6 protein-coding genes and 2 rRNA genes are annotated in these 13,694 nt (G+C 69.0%); 6 read left to right on the top strand and 2 right to left on the bottom strand.

Features of this window, described 5'->3' with window-relative positions; all coding sequences use genetic code 11:
* The first annotated feature begins 181 nt into the window (after positions 1 to 181).
* From EDJALFJO_RS24320 to EDJALFJO_RS24305, 4 genes are all read left to right on the top strand, one after another.
* Positions 182 to 3,290 (top strand): 23S ribosomal RNA (locus tag EDJALFJO_RS24320).
* Positions 3,291 to 3,474: 184 nt separating this feature from the next.
* A 5S ribosomal RNA gene (gene rrf / locus EDJALFJO_RS24315) occupies positions 3,475 to 3,591 on the top strand.
* Between the two features lie 87 nt (positions 3,592 to 3,678).
* On the top strand, positions 3,679 to 4,101 hold the full coding sequence (locus tag EDJALFJO_RS24310; protein ID WP_088288902.1) for a VOC family protein: 423 nt from the start codon (positions 3,679 to 3,681) through the stop codon (positions 4,099 to 4,101).
* A 124-nt stretch (positions 4,102 to 4,225) separates the two neighbouring features.
* Complete coding sequence (locus tag EDJALFJO_RS24305; RefSeq protein ID WP_088288901.1) at positions 4,226 to 4,912, top strand: alpha/beta fold hydrolase; 687 nt, start codon at positions 4,226 to 4,228, stop codon at positions 4,910 to 4,912.
* A gap of 60 nt (positions 4,913 to 4,972) precedes the next feature.
* Here EDJALFJO_RS24305 and EDJALFJO_RS24300 read toward each other — a convergent pair whose 3' ends face one another.
* Positions 4,973 to 5,914, bottom strand: a complete 942-nt coding sequence (locus EDJALFJO_RS24300; RefSeq protein WP_143448758.1) for an alpha/beta fold hydrolase — start codon at positions 5,912 to 5,914, stop codon at positions 4,973 to 4,975.
* Between the two features lie 223 nt (positions 5,915 to 6,137).
* Here EDJALFJO_RS24300 and pruA point away from each other — a divergent pair, with 223 nt between their 5' ends.
* A complete protein-coding gene (gene pruA, locus EDJALFJO_RS24295) occupies positions 6,138 to 7,766 on the top strand; it encodes an L-glutamate gamma-semialdehyde dehydrogenase (protein ID WP_088288900.1) in 1,629 nt (542 codons plus the stop codon).
* A 90-nt stretch (positions 7,767 to 7,856) separates the two neighbouring features.
* Here the strand turns inward: pruA and EDJALFJO_RS24290 are convergent, their stop codons facing one another.
* Positions 7,857 to 8,354: a DUF2505 domain-containing protein gene (locus tag EDJALFJO_RS24290; protein WP_233150013.1), complete on the bottom strand. Its 498-nt coding sequence runs from the start codon at positions 8,352 to 8,354 to the stop codon at positions 7,857 to 7,859.
* A gap of 280 nt (positions 8,355 to 8,634) precedes the next feature.
* On the opposite strand from EDJALFJO_RS24290, the gene EDJALFJO_RS24285 reads away from it, so the two are divergent.
* Positions 8,635 to 13,623, top strand: a complete 4,989-nt coding sequence (locus EDJALFJO_RS24285; RefSeq protein WP_088288898.1) for an NAD-glutamate dehydrogenase — start codon at positions 8,635 to 8,637, stop codon at positions 13,621 to 13,623.
* Positions 13,624 to 13,694: the final 71 nt, after the last annotated feature.

The raw sequence follows: 13,694 nt of genomic DNA, 5'->3' as shown, positions 1-13,694 counted from the left end.
GGTCCTGCCAGGTTCGCTTGGTGGGGGTTGTGGGGCGGTGTGTTGCTTCGGTCGCGGACCGGCTCCTCAGTCATACCGCATCCCGTGCTCGTTGAGCGTGTGGGTGTGGGTGCTGGGTCAGGGGTTGGGGTCGTTGGTTGTTTGAGAACTGCACAGTGGACGCGAGCATCTTTGTATCTGTGGTCAAGTTTGTAAGGGCATACGGTGGATGCCTTGGCACCAGGAGCCGATGAAGGACGTAGGAGCCTGCGATAAGCCTCGAGGAGCTGGCAACCGAGCTGTGATTCGAGGATTTCCGAATGGGGAAACCCCGCCGGGTTCATTCCCGGTGACCCGCGCCTGAATATATAGGGCGTGTGGAGGGAACGTGGGGAAGTGAAACATCTCAGTACCCACAGGAAGAGAAAACAACAGTGATTCCGTGAGTAGTGGCGAGCGAAAGCGGAACAGGCTAAACCGATTGCGTGTTCAAGCCGGCAGGCGTTGCGTGGTCGGGGTCGTGGGACCTTTCGAGTGGTTCTGCCGAACTGCTAAGGAGTGAGAAAGTCGCGTCATAGTCGAAGGGTCTTGAATGGCCCGGCATAGAGGGTGGTACCCCCGTAGACGAAATGGCGTGGCCTCCTGAGGGTGTTCCCAAGTAGCACGGGGCCCGAGAAATCCCGTGTGAATCTGCCAGGACCACCTGGTAAGCCTAAATACTCCCTGGTGACCGATAGCGGACAAGTACCGTGAGGGAAAGGTGAAAAGTACCCCGGGAGGGGAGTGAAATAGTACCTGAAACCGTGTGCCTACAATCCGTCGGAGCCTTTAGGGGTGACGGCGTGCCTTTTGAAGAATGAGCCTGCGAGTTAGTGGTATGTGGCGAGGTTAACCCGTGTGGGGAAGCCGTAGCGAAAGCGAGTCCGAATAGGGCGTTTGAGTCGCATGCTCTAGACCCGAAGCGGAGTGATCTACCCATGGCCAGGTTGAAGCGCGGGTAAGACCGCGTGGAGGACCGAACCCACCAGGGTTGAAAACCTGGGGGATGAGCTGTGGGTAGGGGTGAAAGGCCAATCAAACTCCGTGATAGCTGGTTCTCCCCGAAATGCATTTAGGTGCAGCGTCACGTGTTTCTTGCCGGAGGTAGAGCTACTGGATGGCCGATGGGCCCTACAAGGTTACTGACGTCAGCCAAACTCCGAATGCCGGTAAGTGAGAGCGTGGCAGTGAGACTGCGGGGGATAAGCTCCGTAGTCGAGAGGGAAACAGCCCAGAACACCAGCTAAGGCCCCCAAGCGTGTGCTAAGTGGGAAAGGATGTGGAGTTGCACAGACAACCAGGAGGTTGGCTTAGAAGCAGCCACCCTTTAAAGAGTGCGTAATAGCTCACTGGTCAAGTGATTCCGCGCCGACAATGTAGCGGGGCTCAAGCACACCGCCGAAGCTGTGTCATTCACGCATGTGCCAGGTCTTCGGATCCAGGCGTGTGGATGGGTAGGGGAGCGTCGTGTGGCGAGTGAAGCGGCGGGGTGACCCAGTCGTGGACGCCACACGAGTGAGAATGCAGGCATGAGTAGCGAAAGACGGGTGAGAAACCCGTCCGCCGAATGACCAAGGGTTCCAGGGCCAGGCTAATCCGCCCTGGGTAAGTCGGGACCTAAGGCGAGGCCGACAGGCGTAGTCGATGGACAACGGGTTGATATTCCCGTACCGGCGAAGAACCGCCCATATCGAACCCGGTGATGCTAACCACCTGAAACTGCTTCGTCCTTCGGGATGGGGTGGCGGAGCGTGGGATCCGATCCGGTAGTAGGTAAGCGATGGTGTGACGCAGGAAGGTAGCCGCCGCGTGGCGATGGTAGTCCACGTCCAAGGGTGTAGGGCGAGGTGTAGGCAAATCCGCACCTCTCACTTCAATGTGGAGTCTGAGACCTGATGGTGACCGCATCAGCGGGAAGCAGGGTGATCCTATGCTGCCAAGAAAAGCATCTAGCGAGGTTCGAGCCGCCCGTACCCCAAACCGACTCAGGTGGTCAGGTAGAGAATACCAAGGCGATCGAGTGAATCGTGGTTAAGGAACTCGGCAAAATGCCCCCGTAACTTCGGGAGAAGGGGGGCCTGAGGGGTGAAGCCGCTTGCCGGCTAGCTCTTGAAGGCCGCAGAGACCAGGGAGAAGCGACTGTTTACTAAAAACACAGGTCCGTGCTAAGTCGCAAGACGATGTATACGGACTGACGCCTGCCCGGTGCTGGAACGTTAAGGGGACGGGTTAGCCGCAAGGCGAAGCTCAGAACTTAAGCGCCAGTAAACGGCGGTGGTAACTATAACCATCCTAAGGTAGCGAAATTCCTTGTCGGGTAAGTTCCGACCTGCACGAATGGCGTAACGACTTCTCCGCTGTCTCAACCGCGAACTCGGCGAAATTGCACTACGAGTAAAGATGCTCGTTACGCGCAGCAGGACGGAAAGACCCCGGGACCTTTACTACAGCTTGGTATTGGTGTTCGGAACGGCTTGTGTAGGATAGGTGGGAGACTGTGAAGCGGCCACGCCAGTGGTTGTGGAGTCAATCTTGAAATACCACTCTGGTCGTTCTGGATGTCTAACTTCGGTCCGTGATCCGGATCAGGGACAGTGCCTGGTGGGTAGTTTAACTGGGGCGGTTGCCTCCTAAAAGGTAACGGAGGCGCCCAAAGGTTCCCTCAGCCTGGTTGGCAATCAGGTGTCGAGTGTAAGTGCACAAGGGAGCTTGACTGCGAGACAGACATGTCGAGCAGGGACGAAAGTCGGGACTAGTGATCCGGCCGTGGTATGTGGAAACGCGGTCGCTCAACGGATAAAAGGTACCCCGGGGATAACAGGCTGATCTTGCCCAAGAGTCCATATCGACGGCATGGTTTGGCACCTCGATGTCGGCTCGTCGCATCCTGGGGCTGGAGTAGGTCCCAAGGGTTGGGCTGTTCGCCCATTAAAGCGGTACGCGAGCTGGGTTTAGAACGTCGTGAGACAGTTCGGTCCCTATCCGCTGCGCGCGCAGGAGACTTGAGAAGGGCTGTCCCTAGTACGAGAGGACCGGGACGGACGAACCTCTGGTGTGCCAGTTGTCCTGCCAAGGGCACCGCTGGTTAGCTACGTTCGGAAGGGATAACCGCTGAAGGCATCTAAGCGGGAAGCTCGCTTCAAGATGAGGTCTCCATGGACTTAGGTCTGAGAGGCTCCCAGCTAGACCACTGGGTTGATAGGCCGGATGTGGACGCGAGGACGAAAGACTCGTGTAGCTGACCGGTACTAATAAGCCGATAACTTGCCACACCCCACCACCCCCACACCGGAGGGCTCTCGAGCCCACGACCGGCGGGGATGCTTGGAGGGGATCTGGTACTCAAGCACTGCTCGCGTCCACTGTGCGGTTCCCGAACCACCAACACCCCCGCGTGTCGCCAACCTGACTCCAGGTTGCTGCCGGCGGGGCCGCGTGTTGACAGTTCGACAGAGTTACGGCGGCCATAGCGGCAGGGAAACGCCCGGTCCCATTCCGAACCCGGAAGCTAAGCCTGCCTGCGCCGATGGTACTGCCCGGGGGACTGGGTGGGAGAGTAGGACGCCGCCGGACACCCACCGCATGATGGCCACCCCACACGGGGTGGCCATCACGCATTTTGGCACCAACGAAGGTCCGTCTCCTGGGGAGGAACGACTCATGGCCGGAGGCGGCCTCCACCACCTCGAGATCTGGGTCGACGACCTGGAGGCCGCCGTGCGCTCCTGGGGCTGGCTGCTCACGGAGCTCGGCTGGTCGCAGGACGGCTCGTGGTCGGCGGGCCGCTCGTGGCGTCACGGTGACACGTACCTCGTGCTCGAGGCCGGTCCCGACGTGAGCGAGGGCGGTCACGAGCGCACCCGACCTGGCCTGAACCACCTGGCATTCCACGCCGGCACCCGTGCACAGGTCGACCGGTTCGTCACCGGGTGCGGTGCCCACGGGTGGCGGCTCATGTTCCCTGACCGACACCCGCATGCGGGTGGCCCCCAGCACTACGCGGCCTACCTCGAGGACGGGTCCGGCTTCGAGGTCGAGCTCGTCGCCGATGACGTCGCCGACGAGCTCGCCGGCGAAGAGTGACGCTCTCGACGCGCGGAACGGTCCGTGCATAGCCGGACGGCGATCGTCCGCAATGCTCCGTACGGTGTCGCCCGGCCGCGTCGACAGAGGCGGTCCTACCCGACACCTGAGGAGTTCGCCCACCATGGACATCGTGTTGCTCGCCGGCCTCTGGCTCGACGGATCAGCGTGGGACGCCGTCGTGCCGGAGCTCGACCGTCGCGGTCATCGCGCGCGCCCGCTGACGTTGCCGGGGCAGGGTGACGGGGCGCCCACGGCGACGCTGGACGACCAGGTGGCCGCCGTCGTCGCGGCTGTCGACGCATGCTCGGGGCAGCTTGTCGTCGTGGGGCATTCCGCTGCGTGCACGCTCGCCTGGCAGGCCGCCGACGCCCGACCCGGCTCGGTGGCGGCCGTCGTCCTCGTCGGTGGCTTCCCGGCGTCCGACGGTGACCACTACGCGGACTCCTTCCCGGAGCGTGACGGCGTCGTGCCCTTCCCCGGGTGGGAGCCGTTCGAGGGGCCGGACGCTGCCGATCTCGACACGCAGACGCGGCAGCGGATCGCCGCGTCTGCGGTGCCGGTGCCCGGACCCGTCGCCCGGGGAGTTGTCAGGCTCACCGACGAGCGTCGGTTCCGCGTGCCCGTCACCGTCGTCTGCCCGGAGTTCACGCCTGCCCAGGCCCGCGCGTGGATCGCAGGCGGGCACGGACCCGAGCTGGCCAAGGCCGAGCGGGTGGACCTCGTCGACATCGACTCGGGGCACTGGCCCATGTTCACCCGGCCCGTCGAGCTGGCCGGACTCCTCGCCGGCGTCGCGGACGGTCTCTGACCGTGTGACCCGTGGACGACCGCTGCCGGCCGTGCGGCGGCCGGGACGGCTCGGCCCGGCTCAGCGCTCGTGGCGTCCGAGGGTGGCCGCGAGCGTCGCGACGAAGCGGGTGCGTGCCTCCCGCCGGGGGTTGTGGCCGGTGGGGAGCGCGACGACGTCGCAGCCACCAGGACAGACCGAGGCGCAGCGCCGGGCGCCGGTCGCGGAGACGATCCCGCCGTGCGCCGGGTCGCCGCGGACGAGCGTCACGGGGCACCGGACATCGGCGAGCAGGGCCGCCAGCGGCTCGCCCCAGTCCACCGGCACGGCGACGTGTGCGAGGTCGACCTGCCGCTTGGACGCGACCCAGGGGCCGTACTCGTCGTCGGGCCAGCCGGGGGCGTCGGCGGCGATCTCCGCGCGCAGCGCGTCGTCGGACATCCCCTGGAGCCGCTCGAGCACCGCGAGCCGGGCGGCCGACGAGCGGAGCCGTCGCATCGTCGTCCGGGCCGGGTCCTCCAGCACGAGATGGCGGACGACGCCGGGCCTGGCCGCGGCGACCCGGGCGGCGGTGAGCGCGCCCATCGAGTGACCGAGGACGACGACCGGGCCGCGTCTGCCGGCGAGCCGGATCGCGGCGTCGACGACGGCGACGCCGCCCCGCGCATGGTCGGCGACGACGTACTCGGCGGCGGGCTCCCAGCGGGTGCCGCCGTGCGCCGGGGCATCGGGAGCGAGCACGGGCCAGCGTCGGCCGAGGGCCTCGGCGAGCGGGGCGAAGCACTCCCCGGAGTCCGTCCAGCCGTGGAAGGCCACGAGCACCGGCCGCCGGACACCGCGCGGCACCGGTACCCCGGGGAAGACGTGCACGGAGACCGGGCCGTCGGCGGTGCGGACCGTGCGGACGGAGGCGGCCGCCGGCCGGCCGGCCTCGGGGTCGTCGTCCGCCCCGGCCGCGGGCGCCGCCCGGCCGTCCGCAGCGTCCTGCCCGCCGTCCACCCTGTCGCCCGCCCCGTCGTCCACCCGGTCATCCAACACCCGAGGTCCGACGATCTCGACCCCCGGTGCGGCGTGCGGCCACGTGTGACGGGACCGACATGATCGCGGGATTGCTGTATGCAGAGTTGTATACCAAGATTCGTCCTATGAATTTCCGTGCCCGGCTGGCCCTGCGTCCGTGCGCTCGGCCCCGAGGCGCGAGATCGTGCTGCCAGCAACCGCGAGTTCCCGTCTCGAAGGGCCTGCCATGGACGCCGTGACCTCCGTTCCCGCCCCGGTCAACGAACCAGTCAAGGACTACGCCCCGGGCAGTCCCGAGCGGGCTGCCGCCGAGGCGGCGCTCGCCGACCTCGGCTCGGCCCGCATCGACCTGCCCATGACGATCGGCGGGCGCGAGGTGATGGGCACGGGCCGCCGGTTCGACGTCGTCCAGCCGCACGCCCGTCGCAAGGTCCTCGGCACGCTGCGGCACGCGACGAAGGCCGATGCCGCGGCCGCGGTGGCCGCAGCCAAGGCGGCCGCGCCGGGGTGGCGCGCGATGGCGTACGAGGACCGGGCCGCGATCTTCCTCAAGGCCGCCGAGCTGCTCTCCGGGCCGTGGCGGCAGCCGCTCAACGCGGCGACGATGCTCGGTCAGAGCAAGACGGTCTACCAGGCGGAGATCGACGCCGCGTGCGAGCTCATCGACTTCTGGCGCTTCAACGTCGCGTTCGGTCGCCGCCTCATCGAGGAGCAGCCGCCCGCGAACTCCAAGGGCATCTGGAACCGCACGGACCACCGCCCGCTCGAGGGCTTCGTCTACGCGGTCACACCGTTCAACTTCACCGCGATCGGCGCCAACCTGCCGACGGCGCCGGCGCTCATGGGCAACGTCGTCGTCTGGAAGCCGTCTCCCACGCAGCAGTTCTCCGCGCACTTCACCATGAAGCTGCTCGAGGCGGCCGGGCTGCCCCCGGGCGTCATCAACCTCGTGACCGGCGACGGGATCGCGGTCTCGGACGTCGTCCTGCGCGACCCGGACCTCGCAGGCATCCACTTCACCGGCTCCACGCCGACCTTCAAGACGCTGTGGCGCACCGTCGGGGAGAACCTCGACCTGTACCGGGGCTACCCGCGGGTCGTCGGCGAGACCGGCGGCAAGGACTTCATCGTCGCCCACGCCAGTGCGGACGTGGACGTGCTGCGGACGGCGATGGTGCGCGGCGCGTTCGAGTACCAGGGCCAGAAGTGCTCCGCGGCCTCGCGTGCCTACGTCCCCCGGTCGGTGTGGCGCCGCCTCAAGGACGACCTCGTCTCGGCGACCGACTCCCTGACCCAGGGCCCGGTCACCGACCTGTCGAACTTCATGGGCGCCGTCATCGACGACCGGGCGTTCGCCAAGCACTCCGCCGCGATCGACCGGGCGCACACGACCGACGGTCTCAAGGTCCTCGCGGGCGGCACGTACGACGACAGCGAGGGCTGGTTCGTGCGGCCGACGGTCATCGAGGGCAGCGACCCGACCGACGAGATCTTCACGACCGAGTACTTCGGGCCGATCCTCGCCGTCCACGTCTTCCCGGACCGGCAGTACGACCGGGTGCTGCGCGAGATGGAGTCGATCGCGCCCTACGCGCTGACCGGTGCCGTCATCGCGCAGGACCGGCAGGCGATCGTCGACGCGCAGGAGGTGCTCCGGTACGCCGCGGGCAACTTCTACGTCAACGACAAGCCCACGGGCGCGGTCGTCGGGCAGCAGCCGTTCGGGGGCGCGCGTGCGTCCGGCACGAACGACAAGGCCGGCGCCCTGCAGAACCTCATGCGATGGACGTCGACCCGCTCCATCAAGGAGACGTTCGTGCCGCCGACCGACCACCGCTACCCGCACCAGGGCTGAGGCGGTCGACCGGACATGACCCGCCGCAGCGCGCCGACAGCGTCGCCGGCGAGGCAGCCGTCCGTCCGCCCGTCAGGGGCGGGCGGGCGGTCAGCCGCGTGCGAGCCAGACGCGGCCCTCGCGCTCCTCGACCCGGATCGCGGACCGGATCGCGGGTTCGACGGACTTCTCGATCTTGCCGCCGACGAGCGGGACCGACGCCTTGAGGTCGCAGTCGATGACCTCGACCGCGCCCGTGCCCTCGGCGACGAGGCTCAGCGTGCCGGTCATCCGGATCGGGGCGCCCTTGATCTCGAGCACCAGGGTCCCCTCCCGGCTGCCGTGGTCGTCCGCGGCCTGCCAGTCCTGGATCTCGGAGACGACGAGCGTCTGGCCGACGAAGGTCCGGACGAAGTCCGGGACCTGGTCGGTGGGCATCGTGCGGTGGGCGGTGACGACGACCCCGCCGTCGTCGAACTCCTCGACGGTCACGTCGTGCGCCAGGGCGCCCGTCGCGATGCAGCGCTGCGCCTGGAAGTCCTCGTCGCAGAGCATCGCGAAGACCGCGTCCGGGGCCGCGTCGTAGCGGATGTCGGCGGTGAGTCGCACGGTGGGTCCCTCCGTCAGGCGCATGCGCGCCGGTCCTGCGCGAAGCGTAGCGACGTGCGCCGCCCCTGCCCCGACGACCCGGCGCAGCAGGTCACGGGCGGACGATGTACTGCGCGGAACGCTCCAGGTCGGCGGCCGATCCGCCGACAGGGTGAGAGGGACCGATCTTTGCCGCCCGCCGGGCGGTATCCCCACGCGGGGCCGTCCCGCAGCGTGGGTATGGTCGACACACGGCGTGCAACGGCGCACGCCGTTCGAGAGGTGCGAAGTGAGGCGCGCGATGGCGCACACCCAGGACGCTGAACGGACGCAGATCCTCGAGCGGGCCACCGAGGCGGGCCTGCGACAGGGGTGCCGGGAGCCCAACCTCTCCCAGCTCCTCGAGCGCTACTACCGCCACGTGTCGATCGAGGACCTCGCCGAGCGCGACCCCGTCGACCTCGCCGGGGCGGCGCTGTCGCAGCGGCAGCTGGCCGCCAACCGGCCCCAGGGCACCGCGAACGTCCGCGTCTTCACGCCGACGGTCGACGAGCACGCCTGGTCGTGCGGGCACACCGTCGTCGAGATCGTCACCGACGACATGCCCTTCCTCGTCGACTCGGTGCAGGCCGAGCTCTCCCGGCAGGACCGCGCGATCCACCTCGTCGTGCACCCGCAGGTCGTCGTCCGCCGCGACATCGCCGGCACCCTGCTCGAGGTGCTCGACCAGGGCTCCAACGGCTGGGCGTCGTCCGACCACCCGCGGGACAGCCTCGTGGAGTCCTGGATCCACGTCGAGGTCGACCGGGTCACCGACCCCGAGCACATCGACGAGATCACGAGCGGGCTGCGCGGCGTCCTCGAGGACGTGCGGGTCTCGGTCGAGGACTGGCCGCGGATGCAGCAGCGCGCCCGGGAGACCGCCGACGCGCTCGACGCCGAGCCGCCCGCCGGGCTGCCGGCCGACGAGGTCGAGGAGGCGACCCAGCTCCTGCGCTGGCTCGCCGACGGCCACTTCACCTTCCTCGGGTACCGGGAGTACCGGCTCGACGTCCGGGACGGCCACGACGTGCTCGTCGCCGAGAGCGGCAGCGGCCTGGGCATCCTGCGCTACGACCAGCACGCGGCGTCCTCGAGCTTCGACCGGCTCACGCCGCAGGCCCGGGCCAAGGCGCGGGAGAAGACGCTGCTCGTCCTCACGAAGGCGAACAGCCGCGCGACCGTCCACCGGCCCGCGTACCTCGACTACGTCGGCGTGAAGACCTTCGACGCGGCCGGCGAGGTCGTCGGCGAGCGCCGCTTCCTGGGCCTGTTCGCGTCGTCCGCGTACACCGACAGCGTCCGGCGCATCCCCGTCGTGAGCCGCAAGGTCGCCGGGGTGCTCAGCCGCACCGGCTTCTCGGTCGACAGCCACTCCGGCAAGGACCTCCTGCAGATCCTCGAGACGTACCCGCGTGACGAGCTCTTCGAGATCGGTGCCGACGACCTCACGAACATCGCGGTCTCCGTCATGCACCTGCAGGAGCGTCGCCGGACCCGGCTCTTCATGCGGTACGACGAGTACGGCCGCTTCGTCTCGTGCCTCGTCTTCCTGCCGCGGGACCGCTACACGACGTCCGTGCGGCTGAAGATGGAGGCGATCCTGCGGGACGCGTTCGGCGGCTCGCACGTCGACTACACGACGCGGGTCAGCGAGTCCGTCCTCGCCCGCCTGCACTTCGTCATCCGGGTCGACCCCGGGGTCCCGCTGCCGGAGGTCGACGCCGCCGAGGTCGAGGCCAGGCTCGTCGAGGCGACCCGGTCCTGGGACGAGGACCTCGCGGACGCGCTGCGGATCGAGGCCGGCGAGGAGGAGGCGGCCCGGCTGCTGCGCACCTGGGCGCGCGGCTTCCCCGAGGCGTACAAGGAGGACTTCCCGGCGCGGGTCGGGGTCGCGGACCTGCGCCGGATCGAGGCGCTGCCGGCACCGGACGACGTCCCCGCTGCCCCGGCCGGGGCCGCGGCCGACGCCACGCTGGGGATGAACCTCTACGAGCCCGTCGGCGCACCGGCGGGGGAGCGCCGGTTCAAGCTCTACCGGCTCGCACCGCTCTCGCTCACCGCCGTCCTGCCGTACCTGAGCAACCTCGGGGTCGAGGTCGTCGACGAGCGGCCGTACGAGATCGTCCGCGGCGACGGCGCGATCGCCTACATCTACGACTTCGGGCTGCGGTACGACGCCACGGCCGGGGTCGCCGCCGACCAGCCCGAGAAGGCGCGCGAGCTGTTCAGCGAGGCCTTCTCGGCGGCCTGGAGCGGCCGCGCCGAGAGCGACGGCTTCGACCGGCTCGTCATGCTCGCCGGGCTCACGTGGCGCCAGGTCGTCGTCCTGCGCGCCTACGCGAAGTACCTGCGGCAGACCGGGTCGACGTTCAGCCAGGACTACATCGAGCGCTGCCTCGCGGCGAACGTCGGCATCGCCCGGATGCTCGTGCGGCTCTTCGAGGTGCGCTTCGACCCCGACCGCTTCGGTGGGACCGGGACCAGCGGCAGCCGCGACGTCGAGCGGTTCGACGCGGCCGACGAGCTCGCGACGAAGGTCCGCGAGGCGCTCGACCAGGTGGCGAGCCTCGACCAGGACCGGATCCTGCGCTCGCTGCTCGGCCTCGTGCTCGCGACGCTGCGGACGAACTTCTTCCAGACCACCGGCGGCGAGCCCACGCCGTACGTGTCGTTCAAGCTGGACCCGCAGGCCGTCCCGGAGCTGCCGCAGCCGCGGCCGGAGTTCGAGATCTTCGTCTACTCGCCGCGCGTCGAGGGCGTGCACCTGCGCTTCGGCAAGGTCGCCCGCGGCGGTCTGCGGTGGAGCGACCGGCGCGAGGACTTCCGCACCGAGATCCTCGGGCTCGTCAAGGCGCAGATGGTGAAGAACGCCGTCATCGTGCCGACCGGCGCCAAGGGCGGCTTCGTCTGCAAGAACCTCCCCGACCCGGGCGTGGACCGGGAGGCCTGGCTCGCCGAGGGCGTCGCCTGCTACAAGACGTTCGTCCGCGGGCTCCTCGACATCACGGACAACCTCGTCACCGACCCGACGACGGCGCCCGCGCAGTCGGACGGCGCCGGGGCCGTCGTCGCCCAGGTGGTGTCGCCGCCGCCGCAGGTCGTGCGGCACGACGAGGACGACACCTACCTCGTCGTCGCGGCCGACAAGGGGACGGCGACCTTCTCCGACATCGCCAACGGCGTCGCGAAGGAGTACGGGTTCTGGCTCGGGGACGCCTTCGCGTCCGGCGGGTCCGTCGGCTACGACCACAAGGCGATGGGCATCACGGCCAAGGGTGCGTGGGAGTCGGTCAAGCGGCACTTCCGCGAGCTGGCCCGGGACACCCAGACCGAGGAGGTCACCGTCGTCGGCGTCGGTGACATGAGCGGTGACGTGTTCGGCAACGGGATGCTCCTGTCCCGGCACATCCGGCTCGTCGCGGCCTTCGACCACCGGCACCTGTTCCTCGACCCCGACCCGGACGCCGAGGCGTCGTTCGTCGAGCGGCAGCGGCTCTTCGGCCTCCCGCGCTCGTCGTGGGCGGACTACGACACCTCGCTGCTGTCCGCCGGCGGCGGGATCTACCCGCGGACGGCGAAGTCCGTCCCGGTGTCGCCCGAGGTGGCGGTCCGGCTCGGCCTGCCGGCATCGACCTCGGCGCTCACCCCGGCCGAGCTCATGCGGGCGATCCTCAAAGCCCCCGTCGACCTGTTGTGGAACGGCGGGATCGGCACGTACGTGAAGGCGTCGGCGGAGTCGCACGGCGATGTCGGCGACAAGGCGAACGACGCGATCCGGGTCGACGGCCGCGACCTGCGGGTGCGCGTCGTCGGCGAGGGCGGCAACCTCGGCCTCACCCAGCTCGGCCGGGTCGAGGCGGCGCTGCACGGCGTGCGGGTGAACACCGACGCCATCGACAACTCCGCGGGTGTCGACTGCTCCGACCACGAGGTCAACATCAAGATCCTCCTCGACCGCGTCGTCGCGGCGGGGGACCTCACGGAGAAGCAGCGCAACACTCTTCTCGCAGAGATGACCGACGACGTCGGCCGGATGGTGCTGCGCGACAACTACGAGCAGAACGTGCTGCTCGGCAACGCGCGCAAGCAGTCGCACTCGATGCTCACCGTGCACCAGCGGTTCATCCGGTCGCTCGAGTCGCGCGGTGCGCTCGACCGGGCGCTGGAGTTCCTCCCGGACGACGCGACGCTTGCCGAGCGGGACGACGACGAGCGCGGGCTCACCTCGCCCGAGTTCGCCGTCCTCGTGGCGTACGCGAAGATCGCGCTCACCGAGGACGTCGTCGCGTCCGGGCTGCCCGACGACCCGTGGTTCGCGCGGACCCTGCGCGACTACTTCCCGCCGGCGCTCGTCGAGCGGTACACCGACCGGCTCGCCCAGCACCCCCTGCGGCGCGAGCTCATCACGACCTGCCTGGTCAACGAGATGGTCAACCGGGGCGGCATCACGTTCGCCTTCCGGGTCCAGGAGGAGACGGGCGCCAGCCCCGAGCAGGTCGCTCGGGCGTACACGGTCTGCCGCGAGGTGTTCGGGCTGCGCGAGTTCGTCGCCGCCGTCGAGGCGCTCGACAACGTCGTGCCGACCGAGGCGCAGACGGTGCTCTACCTGGAGTTCCGCCGGCTCCTCGACCGCTCGGTCCGCTGGTTCCTCCAGGCCCGGCCGGGCCAGCTCGACATCGGCGCCGAGGTCGCGCGGTTCGCGCCGGTCGTCGCCGAGCTGGGGCCGAAGCTGCAGGACATGATCGTCGGTGCCGAGCACAAGGCGCTCGTCGAGCAGGCCGCCCGCCTGGAGAAGGTCGGCGTCCCCGTCGAGCTCGCGCTGTCGGGCGCGTGCCTGCTCAACGTGTTCCAGCTCCTCGACGTCGCGCAGATCGCCGAGCAGGCGCAGCTGCCCGCCGAGGAGGTGGCGCGGGTGTACCTCACGCTGTCCGAGCGGTACGCGGTCGACGCGATGCTCACCCGGATCAGCGGCCTCGAGCGGCAGGACCGCTGGCAGTCCCTCGCCCGGGCGGCGCTGCGTTACGACCTGTACGCGGCCCTCGAGTCGCTGACCCTCGCGGTGCTCGGCTCGACGCCGCCCGGGGCCGAGCCGGTCGCGCGGATCGAGCGCTGGGAGCGGGAGAACGCCGCGGCCGTCGCCCGGGCCACGCAGACGCTCGAGGAGGTGCGCCGGCTCGAGAAGGGCGACCTCGCGTCGCTGTCCGTCGCGCTGCGGACCCTGCGCGGGGTGGTGCGGACGACGGCCTGACGCACGCCGGGCGGCGGCGGGCCGGCGGCCCGTCGCCACCCCGGCGGCGGGCGCTGGCCTGCTGTGCCGCC

It is taken from the genome of Kineosporia sp. A_224 (assembly GCF_002198655.1).
Classification (GTDB): Bacteria; Actinomycetota; Actinomycetes; order Actinomycetales; family Kineosporiaceae; genus R-H-3.
The sequence above is the reverse complement of the archived record's forward strand: the minus strand, read 5'-3'. Positions and strand labels throughout refer to the sequence as shown.

Excerpts from the sequence above, each read along its gene's own strand:
- EDJALFJO_RS24285 (WP_088288898.1), top strand. The coding sequence starts at position 8,635 with ATGGCGCACACCCAGGACGCTGAACGGACGCAGATCCTCGAGCGGGCC.
- EDJALFJO_RS24310 (WP_088288902.1), top strand. The coding sequence starts at position 3,679 with ATGGCCGGAGGCGGCCTCCACCACCTCGAGATCTGGGTCGACGACCTG.
- pruA (WP_088288900.1), top strand. The coding sequence starts at position 6,138 with ATGGACGCCGTGACCTCCGTTCCCGCCCCGGTCAACGAACCAGTCAAG.
- EDJALFJO_RS24305 (WP_088288901.1), top strand. The coding sequence starts at position 4,226 with ATGGACATCGTGTTGCTCGCCGGCCTCTGGCTCGACGGATCAGCGTGG.